Source organism: Streptococcus sp. HMSC10E12, assembly GCF_001807855.1.
Classification (GTDB): domain Bacteria; phylum Bacillota; class Bacilli; order Lactobacillales; family Streptococcaceae; genus Streptococcus; species Streptococcus salivarius.
In genome coordinates this window covers 137,600-159,136 of the sequence record NZ_KV791104.1, presented here as the reverse complement: position 1 = coordinate 159,136, position 21,537 = coordinate 137,600, and the positions used below count along the sequence as shown (strand labels likewise).

The 21,537-nt window shown below is 40.1% G+C and carries 15 protein-coding genes and 2 pseudogenes; 4 read left to right on the top strand and 13 right to left on the bottom strand.

Features of this window, described 5'->3' with window-relative positions; genetic code table 11:
• The coding region (locus tag HMPREF3112_RS07505) for an IS256 family transposase (RefSeq protein ID WP_070439327.1) at positions 1–847 on the bottom strand (847 nt) is incomplete at its 3' end.
• A 204-nt stretch (positions 848–1,051) separates the two neighbouring features.
• On the opposite strand from HMPREF3112_RS07505, the gene HMPREF3112_RS07500 reads away from it, so the two are divergent.
• Positions 1,052–1,315 (top strand): SemiSWEET family transporter, encoded by a 264-nt coding sequence (locus HMPREF3112_RS07500; protein WP_037599404.1) that lies wholly within the window; start codon positions 1,052–1,054, stop codon positions 1,313–1,315.
• A gap of 81 nt (positions 1,316–1,396) precedes the next feature.
• On the opposite strand, the pseudogene HMPREF3112_RS11945 reads toward HMPREF3112_RS07500, so the two are convergent.
• Positions 1,397–1,462: pseudogene (locus HMPREF3112_RS11945) on the bottom strand (DNA-3-methyladenine glycosylase I); the annotation flags it as partial.
• Between the two features lie 242 nt (positions 1,463–1,704).
• Here HMPREF3112_RS11945 and HMPREF3112_RS07495 point away from each other — a divergent pair.
• Positions 1,705–2,906, top strand: a pseudogene (locus HMPREF3112_RS07495) (IS110 family transposase).
• A 209-nt stretch (positions 2,907–3,115) separates the two neighbouring features.
• Here the strand turns inward: HMPREF3112_RS07495 and HMPREF3112_RS07490 are convergent.
• The 4 genes from HMPREF3112_RS07490 to HMPREF3112_RS07475 all read right to left on the bottom strand — a co-directional run bounded on the left by HMPREF3112_RS07490 (position 3,116) and on the right by HMPREF3112_RS07475 (position 15,171).
• Entirely contained in the window at positions 3,116–7,672 is a 4,557-nt protein-coding gene (locus tag HMPREF3112_RS07490; RefSeq protein ID WP_070439003.1) for a glycoside hydrolase family 70 protein, read from the bottom strand.
• A gap of 426 nt (positions 7,673–8,098) precedes the next feature.
• Positions 8,099–12,580: a glycoside hydrolase family 70 protein gene (locus HMPREF3112_RS07485; protein WP_070439002.1), complete on the bottom strand. Its 4,482-nt coding sequence runs from the start codon at positions 12,578–12,580 to the stop codon at positions 8,099–8,101.
• A 272-nt stretch (positions 12,581–12,852) separates the two neighbouring features.
• Complete coding sequence (locus tag HMPREF3112_RS07480; RefSeq protein ID WP_038675810.1) at positions 12,853–13,875, bottom strand: glycosyltransferase; 1,023 nt, start codon at positions 13,873–13,875, stop codon at positions 12,853–12,855.
• A gap of 33 nt (positions 13,876–13,908) precedes the next feature.
• Positions 13,909–15,171 carry a carbohydrate-binding domain-containing protein gene (locus HMPREF3112_RS07475; protein WP_038675807.1) on the bottom strand — a complete coding sequence of 421 codons (1,263 nt, stop codon included), beginning with the start codon at positions 15,169–15,171 and terminating at the stop codon, positions 13,909–13,911.
• A gap of 380 nt (positions 15,172–15,551) precedes the next feature.
• Here HMPREF3112_RS07475 and HMPREF3112_RS07470 point away from each other — a divergent pair, with 380 nt between their 5' ends.
• Together HMPREF3112_RS07470 and HMPREF3112_RS07465 are read left to right on the top strand one after the other, a co-directional pair.
• Entirely contained in the window at positions 15,552–16,331 is a 780-nt protein-coding gene (locus tag HMPREF3112_RS07470; RefSeq protein ID WP_038675806.1) for a polyphosphate polymerase domain-containing protein, read from the top strand.
• A complete protein-coding gene (locus HMPREF3112_RS07465; protein WP_038675804.1) occupies positions 16,324–17,007 on the top strand; it encodes a DUF4956 domain-containing protein in 684 nt (227 codons plus the stop codon). The genes HMPREF3112_RS07470 and HMPREF3112_RS07465 overlap by 8 nt, the downstream gene beginning before the upstream one ends.
• Positions 17,008–17,142: 135 nt before the next feature.
• Here the strand turns inward: HMPREF3112_RS07465 and HMPREF3112_RS07460 are convergent, their stop codons facing one another.
• The 7 genes from HMPREF3112_RS07460 to hisB form a co-directional block, all read right to left on the bottom strand.
• On the bottom strand, positions 17,143–17,937 hold the full coding sequence (locus HMPREF3112_RS07460; RefSeq protein ID WP_038675802.1) for a hypothetical protein: 795 nt from the start codon (positions 17,935–17,937) through the stop codon (positions 17,143–17,145).
• 207 nt (positions 17,938–18,144) lie between these two features.
• Entirely contained in the window at positions 18,145–18,459 is a 315-nt protein-coding gene (hisE, locus tag HMPREF3112_RS07455; RefSeq protein WP_002884043.1) for a phosphoribosyl-ATP diphosphatase, read from the bottom strand.
• Between the two features lie 8 nt (positions 18,460–18,467).
• The gene (hisI, locus tag HMPREF3112_RS07450) at positions 18,468–18,806 is read right to left on the bottom strand and encodes a phosphoribosyl-AMP cyclohydrolase (RefSeq protein WP_038675800.1); all 339 of its coding nucleotides are present in this window, start codon (positions 18,804–18,806) and stop codon (positions 18,468–18,470) included.
• Positions 18,803–19,561, bottom strand: coding sequence for an imidazole glycerol phosphate synthase subunit HisF (hisF, locus tag HMPREF3112_RS07445; RefSeq protein ID WP_002890735.1), 759 nt, complete (start codon positions 19,559–19,561; stop codon positions 18,803–18,805). The genes hisI and hisF overlap by 4 nt, the downstream gene beginning before the upstream one ends.
• 1 nt (position 19,562) lies before the next feature.
• Positions 19,563–20,282 (bottom strand): 1-(5-phosphoribosyl)-5-[(5-phosphoribosylamino)methylideneamino]imidazole-4-carboxamide isomerase, encoded by a 720-nt coding sequence (gene hisA, locus HMPREF3112_RS07440; RefSeq protein ID WP_038675798.1) that lies wholly within the window; start codon positions 20,280–20,282, stop codon positions 19,563–19,565.
• Positions 20,283–20,329: 47 nt separating this feature from the next.
• The gene (gene hisH, locus HMPREF3112_RS07435) at positions 20,330–20,938 is read right to left on the bottom strand and encodes an imidazole glycerol phosphate synthase subunit HisH (protein ID WP_038675796.1); all 609 of its coding nucleotides are present in this window, start codon (positions 20,936–20,938) and stop codon (positions 20,330–20,332) included.
• Positions 20,935–21,519 (bottom strand): imidazoleglycerol-phosphate dehydratase HisB, encoded by a 585-nt coding sequence (gene hisB / locus HMPREF3112_RS07430; protein ID WP_002884025.1) that lies wholly within the window; start codon positions 21,517–21,519, stop codon positions 20,935–20,937. Before hisB ends, hisH begins: the two co-directional genes overlap by 4 nt.
• Positions 21,520–21,537 lie beyond the last annotated feature (18 nt).

Genomic DNA, 21,537 nt, shown 5'->3' with positions numbered 1-21,537 from the left:
TTTCCATGACTTTCCTATACTTTGGTTTCCATTCAGCGATAAAGTCCTCCAAAGCTAGGACTGCTATTTCTAAATTTTCAGTACGATAAATCGTTTTAAATTGCTTCAAAATAACCGCTCTATCTGCTCGTTTCACTTTACTAGCTAGATTTCGACTAATATGAATTAAGCAACGTTGTTGTTTAGCTAATGGGTAAGCCTGACTGATCATCTGCTCAAGCCCCTTGAAGCAATCGGTCGCTACATGAGAAACCTGTTGAATGCCTTGTTTTTGAAGCTTATCTAACAGGGTGGACCATGAATCATTGTTTTCATTTGGGGCGATTTCATATCCAAGAACAACCTTCTGTCCTTCTGGTGTAATGCCAAGTGCGATATGAATACATTCTTTATTAACGGCTCCACGTCTTAATGGAAGATAGGTTCCATCAAGAAATAAAACAGAGTAATTGGCTTCTAAGCTTCTCTCATGAAAAGCAGAGACATTCTCCTGAGTTGTTTTTGAGATATTAGAAATTGTGGCAGGACTATAGTGATGACCATCCATTCGCTCGATGATGTCGCTAATTTCTCGAGTCGTTACGCTGGTTTGATAGAGTTTGATAACCATCTCTTCCAAGTGGTCATCTCGACGTCCATAAGAGGGGATCAAAGCTGGACTAAAGTTTCCATTACGACTATTACCAGAATTATAGCCTACTTTATCGTAAGGCTCATACCCTAAAAGGGCTGACAATTCTGCTTGAAGCGGATCATTCATCGCCGTTTCAAGAGAAGTACGGAAAAATTCATCAATATCTTGCTTTTGGGCTAAGAAGTTAAGTAGTTCTGTGCTAAACTGAGTCATAGGAATAAATCTCTTTCTAGTAATGTTTCGCAACTCTACTATAACGGATTTATTCCTTTTTGTGTTTACAGAACATATTGTATACTATCCTCTGCAAAATATAGATATAAACATTTTATTCTATTTTGTACAGAAAATAACAACAAATGACCATATTCCTTGCCTATTTTCAATCATTTTGATACTCTACAATTGGAGGTATATATGACTAAACAAAAAATAAATCAAATTGTCGGTTCCATTGGGGCCTTTATCGGGATTATTGTATTTATCGCCTACATCCCACAAATTTTTGCCAATTTACAAGGCAACAAAGCTCAACCATTCCAGCCTTTATCCGCAGCAGTATCTTGTTTAATTTGGGTTCTTTATGGATGGACAAAAGAACCCAAGAAAGATTGGATACTAATTATTCCAAACTCAGCTGGTGTGATTTTGGGTGGACTCACTTTTTTGACTTCACTTTAACAAATTTAATAGTATGTATAAAAAGCTGAGATGAGTTTCTCAGCTTTTTCTCTATTCTCAGATAATTAAACGCTGCACTCACTAACTTCCGCTTTTCCATTCACAATCATTCTCATGGTCATCAACTAGACCTGCCGCCTGTAGAAAACATACTAAGATTAGTAGTGAAGAAATCTCCGACGGGAGTGAGTACTCACTACTTTTTCTTTGTGTTAAAGTAGAGGTGTCTTGTGAAGTCGTGGCTTCTTTTGGCGCTAGACGCCGTAAAAAAACTGGCAAGACACCTGTTTTAGATGGAATTTTATCAAAGTATGTTGGACGCTAGACGTCGAGTATTGAAAATGAAATCACTAAAATAAGGAATCATTCAAGACAAAGAGGTAAACATAATGCGGACAGTTTTTGGAATTGATGTGAGTAAAGCAAGCTCAGAAGTCGCTATTCTTGTGAATGGTGAAAGGGTTCATGGCTATACTATGTCTAATGACATTATCGGATTTTCTCGTCTACTGAAGGACTAAAGACCGTGAGAAACCCCGAAATTATTTTCGAAGCTAATGGTGTCTACTCTTGTCGACTTCAGGCTTTTCTAGAAGAAAACAGCTATGACTATACACGTCTTAATCCTTTGGAAGCTAAAAAGCAACTTGACAGCTTACGAGTCCGGAAAACCGATAAAATTGACGCAGGGAAACTAGCTTCGTCACAATTCGTTTTAAACCGTAAGCCAATTTATGTTCAAGAAAAAGTCTATCAAAACTTGCATGATCTTAGCCGGTTCTACCAAAATCTGACAGAGGATATCGTAAGGACGAAGAATAGGCTGCACAAAGTTCTTCAAGTCGCCTTCCCAGAAATCGAGATTCTACTATCTACTCCTGCAGGTGAGCAATATTAGAATCTCGTGTCCATCTTCCCAACAAAGCATTAGGTGCTGGAATTATCGGAAGTTGAGTTGAAAGAGACTATTCGCCAGTCAACCTCTAAACGCATTTCAGAGAACAGAGTAGGTAACTTGGCTGAGAAGCTAGTTGGACTGGTAAAGCAATCTTATTCTGCCATTTCAAAAACCTCTCCTATAATAGAAGAGGTTAAGTATAATGCACAGAAACTTATAAGGTTGACAAGCCGTCGAGAACAAGTTTTAGAACAGTTGATAGAGTTAGCTAAACCTCTACCTGAATATGTGATTCTTCTCTCTATTCCTGGCATCGCAGAGACAACGGGTACAAGCGTTATTGGCGAATTAGGAGACATTCGTCGCTTTACGTCTGCTAATCAAATCAACGCTTTTATCGGTATTGATCTCAAACACTATGAGTCGGGAGATTTCCTAGGTCAAGAGCATATTACTAAGCGTGGGAATCCTTGTGCAAGAAAAATTCTGTACAAATCTATTCGCAATATCGCTTCAGCTAGCCATACCAATCCTTGTCATATCGCAGATTTCTATGAGAAACGAAACAGACAATCGACAATAGCTTCAACTAAGCCACATACGATTTCCTCTATACATCGTCTCATTCGAACAATGTATTACCTCATTACGCATAACAAACTTTACGATTACTCTTTGACCCAAAATCGATAAGGCTGTCTATGCCGTATTATGGTAACACCTTGTTTCAAAAAATACCAGATGAGGTGTTTTTTTAGCATGCCCATTTATGGATCAAAAAGTGTTAAAAATAAGACAGTAACCTCAGAATAGCCACTATCTTATCTCTTTTTTTACTTAAAGCCTTGATAGACTTGGCAAATGGTAGAAAAAGAGAACCGAAGTTCTCCTTTTTAAATCAATTAGTTTAGCACTCTAGGTGGGTAAGCAAGACCATTCTTATCAAAGTAAACGTAAACTCCTGGTTGAATTTCTACCCATGTGCTAACAGCTCTCTTACCACTATCACCATAGTAATAGCTGATTCGACCATTGCCAGCACTTACTGTTTGCCCTTTTACTTGTTTACCATCTTTAGCAAAGTAATAAGTATCGTCACCAATTTTAACTTCACCAGTCACTGACTTACCATTAGCACCGATATAGTACCAATTGTTGTCTCCTGTTGTGAAGAACTCATTAGTCAAGCGTTCACCTGTTGCAGCATCATACTTGCTATAAGTACCATCTGCATTCTTAACAATACCACCCTTAACTTGGCTTCCGTCTGCATTAAAGTAGAGGTGTTGTCCATTGATAACTTGAGCACCTGTAACAGTCTTACCATTAGCGCCTGCATAGTACCAAACATTGCCATCAGTTGTGAAGAATTCGTTAGTCACTAGCTCTCCAGAACCTTCTTTGTACTTACTATAAGTACCATCTGCATTCTTAACAACGCCACCTTTAACTTGACTTCCATCTTCATTAAAGTAAAGTTTTTGACCATTGATAACTTGAGCACCTGTAGCGGCAACACCATTTTCATCGAAGTGGTACCATTTACCATCGATGTTCCTCCAAGTGTTCTTGATAGCATTACCAGTATGAGCTTCGAAGTAATAAGTCTTACCTTTATAGGTTGCTAACTTATCTTTAGTTTGGAAACCATCTTCACCAAAGTATTGTGTGGAACCATCGATAACAGTAAGACCTTTAGCCATGACACCTTCATTAGTGAAGTAACGGAATTTCACAACCTTAGATTCATTACCATCTTTATCAGTTTCAGTTACATCAAATTTAGTGTAACCACCCTTGTACATTTGACCTTTATAGTTATAAAGGTAAGTATTACCGTTAGCATCAACATAGAAGGCATTGCTCAACATGATACCATTTGGCAAGAAACGATAAACATCTTTACCATTTGGTGAGTATTCACCATTTGTAACCATGTGACCACGTGCATCAAAGTAATAGGTATTTCCATTGAAAGTAACAAAGGCAGATTTAGCTTGATTACCACTTGTACCGAAGTAAGTGATTCCCTTACCATCATTTGAGAACCCAGTAACAGCCTTTTCATTTCCTGTCAATTGAAGAGGAATGAAGTTACCTTCTTTAGTGACAGTGAAATATTTACCAGTTGCTTCATCGCTAAGTACATAGCCAACACCGCGGTCAAGAACGTTTGTTCCGTTGAAGTATTTAGCCTTCCATTGTTTCAATTTAACAGAATCATCAATTGGTTTACCAGTTGAGATCATGTTTTCCGTGAACATTTTAGGGTACTTAGCTTTAAGTTCAGCTAAGAATTCGCCACCATATTGAGCTTGGTAATCCCTACCTGATGACTTAGAGTTAGCTACATAAAGTGAGTGATCAATGATAGCATCTGCAATCTTACGTCCTGCACCGTCAGTACGAGTCGCTGTTACGACTTCTTTACCTGGCAATTGGTAAATTTGGTCTGGAACCCAGTCAGCGATTGCTTGGATACCAGCCTTGTGAAGGGCTTTAAGAGCATCACGAAGATCTTCTTTAGAACCATATTTATTGTTCTTACTCATGGCAAGATCATAACGATCTGCAAAGGCATAACCATTTTGGATAACTGAGTCAAGGAAGGTACCGTCATCGGCAGATACAAATTGTGGTGCCATTTCAAATGATGTTACGCCCCATGATTTGAACAAATCAACATTTTCAGCAATCTTACGGTTAGTATAGACTGAAGGATCTGAACCATCCGGGATAGTTTGGAAGTTTGAGAATCCTTCGTAGATCAATTGTGAATCATAAGCCTCAGTCGCTTTAAGGGTCAATTCGCCTTCTTTTTTAGCTTCTGTTGAAGGTGCTACACGGATATCTTGATCATCTGAAGCTCCGACTGGAACCCAAACTGCTACGAAACCTGACATATCAAATGTTTCATAACCCTTGATGTCATTAGCGCCGAAAGTCAAGACACCATTGCTGTCTGTTTCTTTCACGTAACCTGCTGCGATTGCCTCTGCATCAGATGTAAAGTTCTTGATACCATCAGCTGTACCAACAATCAAAGCACGGTATTTCTGGTTGGCATGGATTTTACCCATTTCAACATTAAGTTTAGCTGACTCATGCAAAGTCAATTTTGGATTATTCACTACAAGAGTTACCTGACCAGAGGTACGGCTGTATTTAGAACCTTCTGTATCGTCAGCTGTCATGATGTCTTTACCATAACGTACTGAAGTGTAGACTTCACTTGTGCGGTAAAGTTCAACATCTGAATTGTCCATCTTACCATCAGTTGGCAACCAGTAAGAACGTTGCGCTTGTCCACCAGATACATACTTGATACGGTTCTTCATCAAGTTAACGATGGTGTCGTGATATGGTGATTTAGTTTCCATATAGTGACCGTCATCTGTATAAAGGTCTCCATAGTAGACACGAGTGATCGTTTCCATGTTCTGCAACATTACAGCATAAGCTGCAGGGATGTTATTCAAGGTATATTTCTTATTGCTGCTGAGCATGTCTTTGTTGTAAATTTCAAATGCTTGCTTCATTTCAGAATCAGAGATAGTGAAACCATCTGATTTTTTATTGATTTCTTTCTTAATGATTTCAGCAATAATATCTTGAACGTTGTTATCATGGGCACGGATAAAGACGTAGTTTCCTGACGCGTCTCCGTATTTCTCATTGTATTTACCAATTGTAGACTGTTTAGCTGTACCGTCTTCGTTGTAGGCAGTGCTTCCATCTTTGTTAATCCAGTCAGTCTTAAAATCGCGTTGAGTCGTATTGAAAGTATTGTTATACAAAGGACTTACAGCTGGTGTACGATCCTTAATTGGTTTAGCCAATGAGAAAAGGAGGGCCAAACGTTGTTTATTTTCCATGGCAAGCGCAGCACCATCAGTCTTGTCATTGTAATGGTTGTCGTTAAGACTCCACGCTTCAAGAACTGAGATATGAGCAAGAGCTTGCGCCTCAGATTTATTTACACCATAGTACTCACGGAAATAGTTTGTGTAGAGTTGAAGCATGTCAGCATTGACATTATCTACCGCATCGACACGGATACCATCGAAGTTAGCATCCTTGTCACCCATAACAATTGAACCCCAGTTCATAAGGTAGTGAATTTGGTTCAATTGTTCCGCTTGAACAACTGGGTTAGATAAGTCTACGTCATTAGCAAGCAAGAAGTCGAAGCCACCCATGTGGTTTGGGTCAGACTGCTCATCAAGAACTGACTTATTAATCGTACCAGTCTGGTTAGTAGCCGTACGGTTCAAAAGACGATAGTTAGAATTTGCCCATGGTGTACGTGAGTCATTCACATAAAGAAGGGCTCCACCTTGAAGGTGATCCTCTCCTCCACCTTTTGAATAGTTTTCAGTTTCTTTGTTCCACTGTGGTTGTGTCTTAACAAAGGCAGAGATAGTTTCACGCAACCATTGTGTTGATTTTTCAGCCTGAATCTTTTGTTCAATCTTAACTTGGATATCCTTAGCAGCACGATTTAAGTCTGCTTGCTTATCTGTGCTTGTGTACTTAGCCTCCAAGTTGAAGACTTTAGACATGTAGTTCAAGTAATTAACTTGCGTATCTACATTTGGCCACCAAGCCATCAAAAGTGGACGGAAATCTTCTGCAGTTGATGCTTGCCAAGTCACACCATCTTTGATGATAGAAACTGGACGGTACCAGCTATCAGCAGTCAAATAACCATTAATCAATTCAAAACTTGCTTCAGATGAATCGTAGGCACGGTTATTGATTGAGAAACCATCAACAATATTTGTTGTTCCAGGTGTGAAAGAGTGTGTTGATGAACTTGTAAGGGCGCCATCTTTGCCGAAGTAAAGCAATTGACCATTTACAGTAATGGCAAAGTTTTCTTTGTGTGAACCATCTTCATTAACATAGTAATATTTACCATCAGTGTATTTGATGTTTTTCAAAGAAAGTGCTGCTTCCACTTCTGAATCTTTCAAAGCAGCTTGAGGAGCTTTAACTTCTGTATTGACGACTTCAGCCTTGACGGTAGCTGGCTGTTCTTCTGCTTTTTCAGTTGTAACAGCTGGTGCATCTGTTGTCACAACTGCTTCTTTATTTGGAACAGCTGCCACTGCTACATCAGCAGTTGTTGCTGTTGTAGCTGCTTCAGCTGTTGCTTGTGTGTTCGTTGTAGTTGCTGTTTCGGCAGCATTTGTTTCTTTAGCAGGCGTTAAAACATCTGCTTCTTTTGTATTTGTACGTTTATCGACTTCTTTGGTTGCTTCTGTAGAAGTAACTAAGTCGGCTGTTGTATCTGAATTTGGTTGAGTTACTGTCTTAACTTGAGTTTCATCCGCTGAAACTGAAGATGTTGTTGCAGACAATCCTCCTACGACAGTAGCAAGTGCTGCAGAGGCAACTGCAATTGTAACCCATTGCTTCTTAACTTTATGAAGCTTATAGTGTACCTTATTTTCCATTATAATTTTCCCCGTGATTTTATTTGTCAAAATCAGACTGAAATCTATCCGATTTCAAACAATTACATTATATCATTATTTTCTAACTATTTCTCGAATTAATTGTTTTTTTATAAAATATATGTAACATAATATTAATATTAGAAAATTTTTGTAATAAGCCTGTTTCATAGGTTTTCAATTCTCATTTTTATATCATTTGATAACTGAAACTATTTTTTTAGAAAATGTCTAGAACACTTGATTTAATAACATTTGTAGCCTTTCTGACTCAAAATTGATATTTGTCAGATTTTTTTCTTTAAGGAGCAAAAAAAGGTGAAATTTCTTTAAACGATTCTCGTTTTCAAGAAATTTCACCTATAAATTCATGTCAAATCATATCGTTTTTCCCTTAATCTCTCAGATTAAGATTAGATTGATTGATTATTTATCGAAATCAGCATAACCATTTTCATCGAAGAAGACAGTCTTACCGTCTTGGAAAGTGATCCATGTGTTTGTCACACGTTCGCCAAGAACTGATTCGTAGTATTCTACTCCTTTTGGTGTGCTGATTGGGCTACCTTTAACTTGGCGTCCCAATTTATCAAAGTAATATTCTTTACCATCGATATTTTGGCGTCCTGTTACAGCCTTACCGTCTTTGAAGTAGTACCAAACATTGTTACCAGTTGTCAAGAAACGGTTATTGATACGTTCACCTGAATCTTTATCATAGTATGAAAGTGAACCGTCAGCATTCTTAACAAAGTCACCTTTAACTTGGCTACCATCTTCCTTGAAGTAATAGTTTTTACCGCCAATGCTATAGGCACCTGTCACGATTTCACCATTATCTTTGGCATAGTACCATGTCTTACCACCATCAAGAGTGAAGAAATCAGATTTGACTTGGCTTCCATCAGCATTGAAGTAATAGTTAAGGTGGTCAATTGTTTGACGACCTGTGGCGAGGTTACCATCCTTATCAGCATGGTACCACTTGCCGTTTACTTCGAAGAACTTGTCTTTAACCTTGTAACCATTATCTACAGTGTAGTAGCTAATCTTGCCATTTTCAGTAACAAATTCACCTTTAACTTGGGCACCATTTGCACGGAAGTAGTATTCGTGACCATCCAAAGTAAGGGCACCTGTCACATTTTTACCAGCTGCATCACGGTAGAACCATGTTGAGCCATCTGTTGTGTAGAATTCACCCTTCTTAGCTTGTGCATAGCCTTGATCATTGAATTCATACCAGATACCATCGATTTCAGCCCAACGATTTGTGTAGGCATTACCTGAATTTTTATCGAAGAAGTAGAGTTTTCCGTCTGGAGTAACATACTTAGTACCTTTAGCTTGGAAGCCATTTTCATCAAAGTATTGCAATCCTCCACCAGCATGAGTCAAGCCAACAGCCATTTCTCCAGTTGGTGAGAAATAACGGAATTTAGCTTCTGTTTCTGAAGTACCTTCTTTCGGTACATCGAATACAAAGTAACCATCTTTGTACTGCTCACCAAAGCTACCAAAGTAATAATATTTACCATCCTGTTGATAAATAGAATCACGAAGCTGGATACCGTTTGGCAAGAAGAAATAAGTCTTACCATCGACATCTTGACGACCAGTTAACATATAACCTTCTTTATCGAAGTAATAGTAATTTCCAGCATATTTAATGAAGGCATTCTTAGCTTGGAAACCACTATTATCAAAGTAGGCCATACCCTTACCATCATAGTAGAAACCTGTCTTACCACCTTGATCTGTCAAAGGTTTTGGCAAGAAGATACCATTATCAGTAACTTGATAGTAGCGACCAGTAGCATCGTTACTGAGAACATAACGACTACCACGACCAAGGATATTAGTACCATTCATGTACTTAGCAGACCATTGCTTGATTTTAACAGATGGATCAATCTTCTTACCAGTTGATATCATCACATCTTCAAACAACTGTGGATATTTCTTTTGGAGCTCATCAAGGAACTCACCACCATATTGAGCTTGGAAGTCCTTACCTGATGATTTAGAATTTGCAACATATAAAGTGTTATTGATATAAGCATTGGCCTTTGGAGTACCATAACTATTAGCACGTGTTGCTGTTACAACTTCTTGTCCTGGCAATTGGTAAAGTTGATCTGGAACCCAGTCAGCAATTGCTTGAATACCTTGCTTGTGAAGGGCTTTAAGTGCATCACGAAGATCTTCTTTAGAACCGTATTTGTTATTCTTGCTCATGGCAAGGTCATATCGGTCAGTAAAGGCATAACCATTTTGGATAACAGAATCAAGGAAGGTACGGTCATCAGCCGATACAAATTGAGGAGCCATCTCGAATGATGTGATTCCCCATGACTTGAAGAGTTCTGCATTTTCTGCAATCAATTTATTAGTATATTGGCTATCTTTTTCAACAAAATCTTGGAAGTTTGAGAAACCTTCATAGATAACTTGTGAGTCCAATGCTTCAGTAGCAGAAAATGTCTTGTCAAGTTTCTTATCTGAACCTTTAACACGGATATCTTGGTTATCAGGCGCACCTACTGGTACCCAAACACCAAGATAACCTCTCATATCAACAGTTCGATACCCCTTGATTTCATCTCCACTGAAAGTCAAGTTCCCTTCAGCATCAGTGTATTTAATTTTTCCAGCTGCTGCCGCATCATTTTCGTAAGTGACAATTCCCTTATCAGTACCAAGAAGTAATGGACGGTAGGCTTGGTTAGCATGAAGTTTACCCATGTTAACTTTCAAAGTACCATCACCCAGTGAGAAATCCTGATTATTGGCAATAAGTGTCAACATACCAGAATGTTCACTTGTTTCTGCTACACCCGTAGTTTGGTCAGCAGTCATAATATCTTTACCGTAACGAACAGATGACAAGATTTCTTTTCCATTGAACGTGTCGACTTTCATCGATTGTCCACCTGAAACATATTTCATACGGTTCTTCAAGAGCGTTGTGATAGCATCGTAGTAAGGAGACTTGGTAGCCATATATTGGCCGTTATCCGTATAGAGATCTCCATAATAAACACGAGTTACCTGCTCCATATTTTGAAGAATCAAAGCATAGGCAGCTGGAATATTGTTAATAGTATAACGTTTTTCTGCCTTCTTCATATCTTCATTATAGATTTCAAAGGCACGTTTCAATTCAGCATCAGTCATGGTATAACCATCTGATTTTGGATTGATCTCTTTTTGAACAATATCACGAATGATATCTTGAACAAGGTTATCATGAGCACGTGCAAAGATATAGTTAGCTTGTGTATCTCCATACTTACTATTATTTGTACGGTCTGTCAAACTGCTAGTAATCAAATCTTTCAATGAAGAGCCCGATCCATAAAGTGCACCCATAATTGCATAACGAAGGTTATTGTCCATGGCAAGGGCTGCACCATCATGTTTTTGATTATAAGCATTATCATTTAAATCCCAAGCTTCAAGGATAGAAATGTGAGCGAGTGCATTAGCTTCAGATTTATCCACACCAAAGGCTGCTCGGAAGTAGTTTGTATAAACTTGGAGAAGGTCTGCATCAACATTATCAACTGCATCAACACGGATACCATCAAAGTTAGCATCCTTATCACCCATAACAATTGATCCCCAGTTCACAAGATAGTGAATTTGGTTCAACTGCTCAGCTTGCACAACTGGATTTGAGTTATCAACGTCATTGGCAAGTAGGAATTCATAACCACCCAAGTATCTTCCTGTACCATTTAGAGAACCATCTTGGTTACTTGGTGTACGGTTAAGCAAACGGTAATCAGAATTTGCCCAAGGGGTCTTGTCATTATTGACATAAAGAAGAGCTCCCCCTTGAAGGTGGTCAGCAAGGGTATAGTTTTCAGTTGTAGTATTCCACTGGTCTTGTTCTTTTACAAAAGACTCAATTGCTTGACGAAGCCATTCAGTTGATTTTTTAGCTGAAATTTCTTGTTCAATCTTAATTTGAATTGTCTTAGCAGCTGCATTCAATTCAGATTGACTTTGGCTGGTTGAATAAGTTGCGTTAAGGTTAAAGTGTTTAGAGAAAGTATTGAGGTAGGCAACTTGTGTATCTACATCAGGCCACCATGCCATCAAAAGTGGACGGAAGTCTTTCTCAGTTGATACACGCCATTTTTCACCATTTTCCAAAATAGTGACTGGACGGTACCAGCTATTAGGTGTCAAATAACCATCTACCAACTCAAAGCTTTCTTTCTTAGAATCGTAAGCACGGTTATGTGAAGAGAAAGCATCAACTAGATTAGTTGTACCTGGTGTGAACGAGTGTGTTGATGTGCTTGTCAAAGCACCATCTTTACCAAAGTAAAGCAACTGGCCATTAACTGAAACAGCAAAGTTTGTTTTGTATGAACCATCTTCTTTGACATAATAGTATTTACCATCAACTTGTTTGATGTTGTCCAAAGAGAGTGCTGCTGTTTCTTCTTTTTCAGTAACACCAGATTTTGGTTTTTCAGCTACTGTAAGCGTTGTATCTGTCGCAGTCGCAGTTGTAGCTGGTGCTTCTGTTGTTGCATCATTTACTACTGCTGCACGATCAGTTGTTGCTGGTACTGCAGTATTAGCACTTGTATCTGCTGCAGTGCTTGCTGCCGCAGGAGTTTCGACTGTTATAGTATCAGCAGCCTTGTCAGTTGTTACTGCTGTCGCATCTGTCGTAGCAGTTGCTGCTGGAGCGGCTACTTCATGCGTTTCAACGACAACATCGCTTTCAGCTGTCGTAGAGGCAACTGGTTTCGTTGTTTCATCGGCTGAAACCTTTTGATTAGCTACTGTAGCACCACCTACGATAGAGGCAAGTGCTGCCGAAGTGACGGCAATCGTCACCCACTGCTTCTTAACTTTGTGAAGCTTATAATGTACCTTTTTTCCCATTTTAGGTCCTCTTTTCATTTTCCTAGTTTGAATGAAATCTACATAATTCAAACAATTTCATTATAGCATATTTTTTTCAGCCATTTCGAGTCTTTATCAAGTCATTTCAATTTTTAATCATAATGTAAATTGAAAAACATTTCGACAATCATTAAAAACTACCGAATATCGAAAACGGTAGTTTTTTTCTATTTTTAGGAAAATTTTTAGAAGTAATCGGGAGGTAAATAAGCTATCTCTATTCAATCAGTTAGCGATTTTCAAGTCAGCTATTAAGCAAAAACGACGTTATGTTGGACCCTATAGCTGACTAAAAAGAGCAAGGTTTCTGTAACCAATTTTGCCAGAACCAGGCCTAAACCAATAGCAACTAGACTACTAAGTAAAAAATAATTACAGGCCAGGAGGACTAGGACCAACATAAAGTAGCGAACACTCGACCTAAAGAGGGAGCTTGTCGGATTAAAGACCACATTAGCGTTCAGTAGACACTGGCTGGAAGCCGAAATCACACGAGCTAGCACGACCGAAAGGAGCAGATTTTTCGTCAAGGCAAAGAGCACGAATAAGGCTGTTGCATCAATGACTGAGGCCAAAACGGCCGTGCCAGAGAACTTTAAAAAAGGGCTGTAAATACGGATGGAATCACGAATAGGGCGAAAGTGCGAACTTTTATTTTCCTCCAGATAAACGGTCTCAATAGGGACTTCAGAGATTTGATGGCCTGACTTTTTGGCTTCAAGCAACATATTAAACTCGTACTCGAAACGATTGCCATCCAGATTAAGAAGCCATGGAATCAGGTCGGTTGACATGCCTCGAAGCCCCGTCTGAGTATCTGTGACTTTCTGACCAGTTACTAGACGGAAAAGTCCAGCAGTCACCTTATTCCCAAAGCGGCTACGTGCTGGTACCTTACCAACAAAGGCACGCGCACCTAAGATAAGATGGCTTGGATTATTCTCGGTTGCCTCGGCCACACGGACAATATCCTTAATTAGATGTTGACCATCACTGTCGACCGTGACTATAGGCTGAGCTGATTGATGTTGGCTAACCACTTCTTCTTGAATATAAGCGAAAGCAGTCTTGAGAGCTGCTCCTTTACCCTTATTGACAGGATGGGTAAGGACAGTCGCTCCAATAAAAGCCGTTTCGTCGTAATAGTCGTTATAGCCTGGGCCACTCCCATCATTAACAACAATAATACGGGCTTTAGGGAGTTTTATGGTAATATCTTGAACCACCTGAATCAGGCGTTTGTCTGGTTCATAAGCTGGAATAATAATATACATAGGCACTTCCTTTCTGTTTCATCCTATGACTCTTTAGTGACCTCCTCCAAAGCCACCTGGTTGCCCACCACCTTGGAGACCACCGCCGCCAGGCATTGAGTTTTCAATCTTAGTTTGTTTCTCACCATTGATAGTAATGTCACCACCGGTATAGGTCGCTGAACCATCAAAGTCAAAGCCAGACTGACCAGTCAAATTGATTGTTCCACCCGATACAAAAATATCGCCGTTAGAATCAATTGGGTCTGTATCGCCCTGGCCAACCTCAACATTTAGGGTTCCACCAGTCATCTTGAAGAAAATCTCACTTTGACTGGCATTAGCATTGGCCGCATTAACACCATCATCCGTCGCATAGACATCGATGTCTCCGTCATTGATGGTCACAGATTTACCTTCGATACCTTCAGTTGATTTTTCAACCTTGTAAGTACCACTATCAATAATCAGGTCCCCAGACGCATGAATACCGTCGTCACCAGCCTTAATGGTCATGGTATTGTCAGACAGATACATGGTACCTACTGAGGTGTCGTCATCATTGTCAACCTTAACACCATCTTCTTCCGCTTCAATGGTCATAGTTGTTCCTGTGATGTTGAGTTCATCGTTGACATTGAAGGCATCACCAACTGAGGAAATCTTATAGGTACCGCCAGTCATATGAAGGCTGTCATTGGCTTTAATACCGTTGTTTTTCTTGGCATCAATATTTAGGGTACCTGAACCGTTAATGGTCAAATCTCCTTTAGAAAAAATCACAGCATCCGCATCTTCATCACTATTAGAACTTGAATCAGAAAGTGTGTTTGCAGTGCCATCTTTAAGTGTCAGATAGACATGACCAGCTTTTGTGGCGTTGATTGCTGCATTTGTATTAGTCATGGTAACACCATCTAGAACAATATGGACATCATCTGAATCCCCAGCGTCTACCTTGATTTGCAAACCGTCGGATTTTCCTGAAATGACGTAGGTACCAGCTTTGGAGATGGTTACAGTTGAACCTGATAGGGCTGCACCATCACCTGAAACATCCGCAGATGAGCCTGATAACTTAATCTTAGTAGCTGAACTTTCATTATAAGAGGTATCAGAATCTTTAGAAGTAAAGTAGTTGCTGTTGTTCTTATTTGTTTTCTTACTGGTCGTTGCTGTTACAGCACTTGTTTTTGAAGTCGTGCTTGACGTCGTCCCAGTTGACTGACTGCTTGATTGGCTACAAGCCGTCATGACTGTTAGGGCTGTCGCACAGGTTAATAAAGTCGTCCATTTTTTTAGTTTTTTTGATTTCATATATTTTTCCTCTCGGGTTCGTTTGGATGATTACAGTTTACGGGACTTACCTAAAACATTTCTAAAGGATAACTGAAACTTATCTTAAGTTAAGTTTGGTGAAAGTTTGACTTAGGAAAACTTTCAGAAAAGTCCCATAGACTAGTAGGCAAGCAAATGAATACTTTATATAGTAGTACTTTTGCTCTCAATTTAATTTTCTACTAAAAAATAAAAGCCAAATCTTGAAGTGACGGCTTTGTATCTTATCTAAGTGAACTCGCCTACAACTCGTGGGAAAAGATGGGACCTGCTTGGAGTTAAACTCCTTCGACTGGTCCCCCTATTATCCTGAGAGTTGCTTCACGGCTTTGTATCTTATCTAAAAAAGGAGTTTTTTCATGGTTAAACAATTGGAAACACGTTTTAAACGTATTGAAACAAAATATGTGGTCTCAAAGGACAATCTTGAGGACCTGCTCACTGATCTTAAGGAGTATTTGGTAGAGGATGATTATCCGACATCTACCATTTCAAATATTTACTTTGATACGGATAATTTTGACGTCATCCAAGATGCCCTAGATGGTAATCACCGTCAAGAGAAAATCCGCATGCGTACCTACCTAGCCAATCCCAAAATTGATAGTAAGGTCTTTTTAGAGGTTAAAGCCAAAGATGATGAAGGAATCGGTCATAAGTTTCGTCTCGTTTCAACACCGCTTGCCATCACTAACTTGATGACAGACGGTAAGAATCATGGTCAAATCACTGACCGCCAGCTATTACAGGATATCCACCACTTACGTCAACGCTATGATGAGGGGCTTAAACCTCGTATGTATATCTACTACGACCGTTTTTCGATGAAAGAAAAAGAGACTATCGAAGGCTATGCCTACAATAAAGTTCGTGTTACCCTTGACCAAAATTTGACTTACCGTGATGAAGATGTCAGTCTCTTTAAGGGAAATCATGGTTTTCCCCTTCTTGATGAAGATACGATTATCATGGAAATCAAGGCACCTGGCAAAAAGCCTGACTGGCTTCAAGCTATCTTAGATAAACATGGTTTGGAAGAGCAGAAATTCTCAAAATACAGCTGTGCCTATCATAAGTCTCAAGGTCTAGACTACAGACCACGTCCAGCACAAGAAAAAGGAGCTGCTGCCTATGTCTAATCTCTTCAATTCTATCTTTAATGATGCGACCGCAACCGCTAGTCCCCTTCAACTCATGCTGGCCTTACTGGTCAGCCTTGTTTTAGGATTGGCCCTAACCTGGACTTACAAATACCGGACCCTCTACACCAGAGAATTTGTCATCAGTTTGACCCTACTTCCATGTTTGATGACCCTAGTTATCTTCCTTGTCAATGGTAGTTTGGGGACCTCTATTGCCGTGGCAGGGACCTTTAGTCTCATTCGTTTTCGTTCTGCCACCAGCGGTTCTAGAGAACTAATCGCTGTCTTCATGGCCATGATTATTGGTCTGGCATCTGGGACCGGCTATCTCTTACTGGCTGTCCTCTTTACCATTTTCCTTCTAGCTGTTTGGCTTCTTTTGGAAAATCGTCAAAGTCGTACCGACAACCAACGTCGTAGACTCCTGACCATTAACGTCTCCTACCAAGACTTGATTGATCAAAAAATCACTAAAACCTTGCTCAATTTCACCAGTGAATGCGACCTGATTTCCCTTAACACCACTGGTGGGGGGGAGACCATGCAGCTGGTCTACGAAGTGGATTTGAATCCCCAAGTGGATGACTTCCAATTGACTAACCACCTTATCTCAAGTATTGAAAATTGTGATCTTGCCCTAACCAAAAAAGCTAAAAAGAAAAAGAATTTGTAAGATAAAAAGACATCTCCAACTAGTTTTTGGAGATGTTTTTGCATGTTTTGAGGTTAACATTTTCACTAAGCTATAGCCTATACCTCTATGCCGCCAGTATGGAGTGCGAGATTATCGCAGGAATCAAAGTATCATCTAATCATCTTCATCTTGGACAACCTTACCGTCTTGTATGTTAAAGGTATAGCCAATATATCCGGAATTGTCATAGTAAGCGGAATTTTCTTCATCAGTTGTGAAAAAATAAAATTCGTACTCTCCGTCTGGTAGCTTGCTAGCATCCAGTTTAGTTGCAGCCTCTTCTAAATCTTTCTTACTAGTATTTTCTGTATCACTTACTCTTATTGACATAGCAACAATATGTTCATCAATCATTGTTTGATAAGGAATTTGATAATACCCATAAAAATCATGCTTGCCATTTTTACGGTTTTCTTCGGCTAAATGTTTTCGACGATTACCAGCCTCTTGATCTATCAGTGTATTATCTCTGAAGGAGAAATCTTCGATATCAAGGCCTAAAGATTGCTTCTTAAGTTCCTTGAAGAGTTGCTGCTCTTCTTTTTTTACAGATTTTTGTTGTAAATAGGTTTCCGAGTAAAGGCCAGGAGTCTTATATTCTTCACCATTAACTGTCCAGTCAAGATTAAAAGTAATTTTTGAATCTAATGATATGTTTTGATTGTCGTAGGTTTCCTCTGAATAGGTATAATCGACATAAATGCCTACACTATCTAGAATCACCTTTTTGATATTCTTAACTTGGACCTTTCCCTTAAAACCATTATAAGCCAAGATTTTTTGCGTTTTTTCCCTGGCTTTTGAGTAAGCATTTGGAAGTGCTCCTGTACAACCAACTAAAAGACTAGAACAAAGGAGGAGAATTGCTAAACGAGAAAGAGTTATGATATAAGGAGTATTTTTCTTCATAGGACATCCTTCCTTTCCTCAATGATTTGTATAAATAAGCACACCAAATCCTTCAAATAAAACGAGCTTTCTTCACTCCTATTATAGCATTTTAAAGCGCTTTCTCATGGTAGTTAGAGGAACAAAATGATTTGAATTCCTCTAGCAAAAAAGCCTGAATCATCACTTCAGGCTTTTCCTCTTAGTTCAAATCGGTTGAGATAATCCTCAATAATCTGTTACTTCTTTTCGGTCATGGACATTGCTTTGCTTGCCCTGACGTGCTTTAAGTACGGCTTCAACGTCTTCAGGGCTAACCCCTGTTTCAACGAGCATAACGGCTAGGTGATAGAGGACGTCTGCTGTCTCGTTGGCAATTTCTTCTTTATCAGCATTTTTGGCTCCAATCACAACTTCTGTCGCTTCTTCGCCAACCTTTTTAAGAATCTTGTCTAGCCCCTTATCAAAAAGGTAATTGGTATAAGACCCTTCTTTGGGATTCTTTTTACGATCTAAGGCTTCCTTATAAAGTGTTTCTAACATAGCTACTCCTATCTGTCTTGTCTGTCATCATATATATCCGTAAAGAAACAGCTGTAGGCTCCTGTATGGCAGGCTGTTCCTTCTTGTTCCACGGCGATAAGCAAGGTGTCCTGATCACAGTCAGTCTTAATGCTTTTAACATGTTGGAAATGACCAGATGTGGCTCCCTTATGCCAAAGCTCATTTCTAGAACGGCTCCAGTAATGCATTTGTTTGGTCTCTAGGGTCAACTGATAGGACACCTCATTCATATAGGCCAACATGAGCACCTGCCCCGTCTTGAAATCGGTCACAATGACTGGTACCAGTCCTCCTTGTTTGTCAAAATCAAGTTTAACCTCTGTCATCGTCTCACCTCAATTCCTGCATTTGCCAAGACTTGTTTGGTTTCGCCTATATTTACCTCACCAAAGTGGAAGATAGAGGCTGCCAGTGCACCAGTCGCTGTTGTCTTTTCAAAGACCTCTACAATGTCCTCAATATTTCCCGCGCCACCAGAAGCGATGATCGGAACATCAACGACTTCCGCCACACGATTTAGCATTTCCAAATCAAAACCAGACTTAGTGCCGTCCTTGTCCATGCTGGTTAAGAGAATTTCTCCAGCCCCCAAGGCGACGACTTCTTGAGCCCATTGGATGAGGTCCCTACCTGTATCCTTACGGCCACCCGCCACAAAAACATGCCAGCTCCCATCAGCCATCTTTTTGGCATCAATCGCAGCCACTACACACTGGTTCCCAAATTTTTGAGCACAATCAGCGATTAGTTGCGGGTTGGCAAGGGCTGAGGAATTGACCGCAACCTTGTCAGCACCAGCTTTAAGCATCTTGTTCATGTCTTCAACTGAACGGATACCACCACCAACTGTGAAGGGGATAAAGACCTGATCGGCAACGCGGCGTACCATGTCAACCGTTGTTTCACGATTGTCTGAAGTCGCTGTGATATCCAAGAAAACGAGTTCATCACAGCCAGCCTCATAGTAAGCACGTGCAGAATCAACAGGATCACCAACATCTGTCAGATTCACAAAATTAACCCCCTTAACGACACGACCGTCCTTGACATCCAAACAAGGAATAATACGTTTTTTAAGCATCTTAACCTCCGAAAGACTTGAGTTGGTCTAATGTGATATTGCCGTTATAGTAAGCTTTACCGACAATGGTTCCTGCCACACCAATCTCTTGTAGGTGATCTAAGTCGGCTACTTCTGCAATCCCACCGGAAGCGATGACTTTGGCGGTTGTGAGTTCAGATACCAAACGTTTGTAGTGATCAAGATTGGGTCCTGTCAGTGTGCCATCTCGATCAACATCAGTATAGACAAAGAGGGTTACGCCCATCTTTTCCATTTCCTTGGCCAAGGTAATATAGTCCACATTGCTGGTTTCCAACCAGCCTTCAGTAGCGACAAACCCTGCCTTGGCATCAATACCTACGACAATTTTATCGGCACCAAATTCCTCTAAAGCTGCTCGAACGAAGTCAGGATTTTTAACGGCCATTGAACCGATAATGATACGGTCGATGCCAACTTCCAAATAGTCACGAATCTGCTCCAAAGTACGGATACCGCCACCAACTTCGATGCCAAGTCCAGAAACCTTCTTGACCTCTGCAATCAAGTCACGGTTAGTGGCACGACCATCAAGGGCACCGTCCAAGTCGACGACATGAATAAATTGAATGCCCGCATTCTTAAAGGTCTTTGCCTGCTCAATAACATCTGGATTGACAACGGTTTGTTGGTTGAAATCTCCTTTAAAGAGACGAACAGCCTGTCCATCCTTAATATCAATTGCTGGTAGAATTTGCATCTCCCCTACCATCCTTTCTAACAAAAAGTCTTTGCTCTCACTAGCTTCTAGGCTTTACATAACCCTGCAAACTTTTCAAGAATACCTAAGCCAATATCCCCTGATTTTTCAGGATGAAATTGAGCCCCATAAACATTGTCTTTATGAATCATGGCTGGCACCTCAATACTGTAGTCTGCGGTAACATCAATGTATTGGCTAGGGACATCTGTGAAATAGCTGTGAACGAAGTAGACAGCTTGGCCATCTAAACCATCTGTCAAAGGGCTGGCTTGCTTAACAGCCAAATCATTCCACCCCATATGTGGGACAGGTTGCTCCTTGCTGGCTGGAATAGGACGGCAGACACCTGGAATAAAGCCAAGACCATCTGTTTCTTCATGTTCCAGTCCTTTTTGTGTTAAAATCTGCATGCCTAAACAAATTCCCAAAAGTGGAACTCCCTGTGCGACGGCCTCTTTGATAACAGCTACCAAGCCTCTTCGCTCCAACTCTGCCATAGCCGTTGGATAGGCACCTACACCAGGTAAAATCAACCCATCTGCAGCTAGGATTTTTTCTTTGTCAGCAGACAATTCTGCAGTCACACCGATTTTTTCAAGGGCACGTAGAACATTTGCGGTATTCCCCGCATCGTAATCAATGACGATAATCATAGCATCCCCTTTGTCGAGTTTACGCCGTGAATGTCAGGATTGACTGTGATCGCCTCACGCAAGGCACGTCCTGTTGCCTTGAAAAGACTTTCTGACTTGTGGTGATTGTTTTTTCCGTGGAGAATCTTGAGGTGGAGATTCATTTGAACATTAAAGGCCAAGGCTTGGAAAAATTCTTCTACCAATTCTGTGTCAAAATTACCCAATTTTGGATTATCAAAACTAGCATCAAAGACCAAGAAGCTACGTCCAGACAGGTCTAAACTTGCCATTCCAAGGGTTTCATCCATAGGTACAAAAGCCGTTCCATAACGGTTGATCCCTGCTTTATCGCCCAAGGCCTCTTTAAGAGCTTGACCAAGGACAATACCGACATCTTCAACAGTGTGGTGACTATCAACCCAAAGGTCACCATCAGCCTTAACCACCAAAGACATACGACCGTGGCGGGCAAACAAGGTCAACATGTGGTCAAAAAATCCGACACCTGTTTGAATATCTACTGGTTCTTGAGCATCCAAATTGAGGCTTAACTTAATTTTGGTTTCAAAGGTATTACGTTCAATTTCTGCTTGTCTCATAACTTCTTCCTCTACTCT

Coding starts and splice junctions, on each gene's coding strand:
- HMPREF3112_RS07500 (WP_037599404.1), top strand. CDS start 1,052: ATGACTAAACAAAAAATAAATCAAATTGTCGGTTCCATTGGGGCCTTT.
- HMPREF3112_RS07490 (WP_070439003.1), bottom strand. CDS start 7,672: ATGGAAAATAAGGTACACTATAAGCTTCATAAAGTTAAGAAGCAATGG.
- HMPREF3112_RS07485 (WP_070439002.1), bottom strand. CDS start 12,580: ATGGGAAAAAAGGTACATTATAAGCTTCACAAAGTTAAGAAGCAGTGG.
- HMPREF3112_RS07480 (WP_038675810.1), bottom strand. CDS start 13,875: ATGTATATTATTATTCCAGCTTATGAACCAGACAAACGCCTGATTCAG.
- HMPREF3112_RS07475 (WP_038675807.1), bottom strand. CDS start 15,171: ATGAAATCAAAAAAACTAAAAAAATGGACGACTTTATTAACCTGTGCG.
- HMPREF3112_RS07470 (WP_038675806.1), top strand. CDS start 15,552: ATGGTTAAACAATTGGAAACACGTTTTAAACGTATTGAAACAAAATAT.
- HMPREF3112_RS07465 (WP_038675804.1), top strand. CDS start 16,324: ATGTCTAATCTCTTCAATTCTATCTTTAATGATGCGACCGCAACCGCT.
- HMPREF3112_RS07460 (WP_038675802.1), bottom strand. CDS start 17,937: ATGAAGAAAAATACTCCTTATATCATAACTCTTTCTCGTTTAGCAATT.
- hisE (WP_002884043.1), bottom strand. CDS start 18,459: ATGTTAGAAACACTTTATAAGGAAGCCTTAGATCGTAAAAAGAATCCC.
- hisI (WP_038675800.1), bottom strand. CDS start 18,806: ATGACAGAGGTTAAACTTGATTTTGACAAACAAGGAGGACTGGTACCA.
- hisF (WP_002890735.1), bottom strand. CDS start 19,561: ATGCTTAAAAAACGTATTATTCCTTGTTTGGATGTCAAGGACGGTCGT.
- hisA (WP_038675798.1), bottom strand. CDS start 20,282: ATGCAAATTCTACCAGCAATTGATATTAAGGATGGACAGGCTGTTCGT.
- hisH (WP_038675796.1), bottom strand. CDS start 20,938: ATGATTATCGTCATTGATTACGATGCGGGGAATACCGCAAATGTTCTA.
- hisB (WP_002884025.1), bottom strand. CDS start 21,519: ATGAGACAAGCAGAAATTGAACGTAATACCTTTGAAACCAAAATTAAG.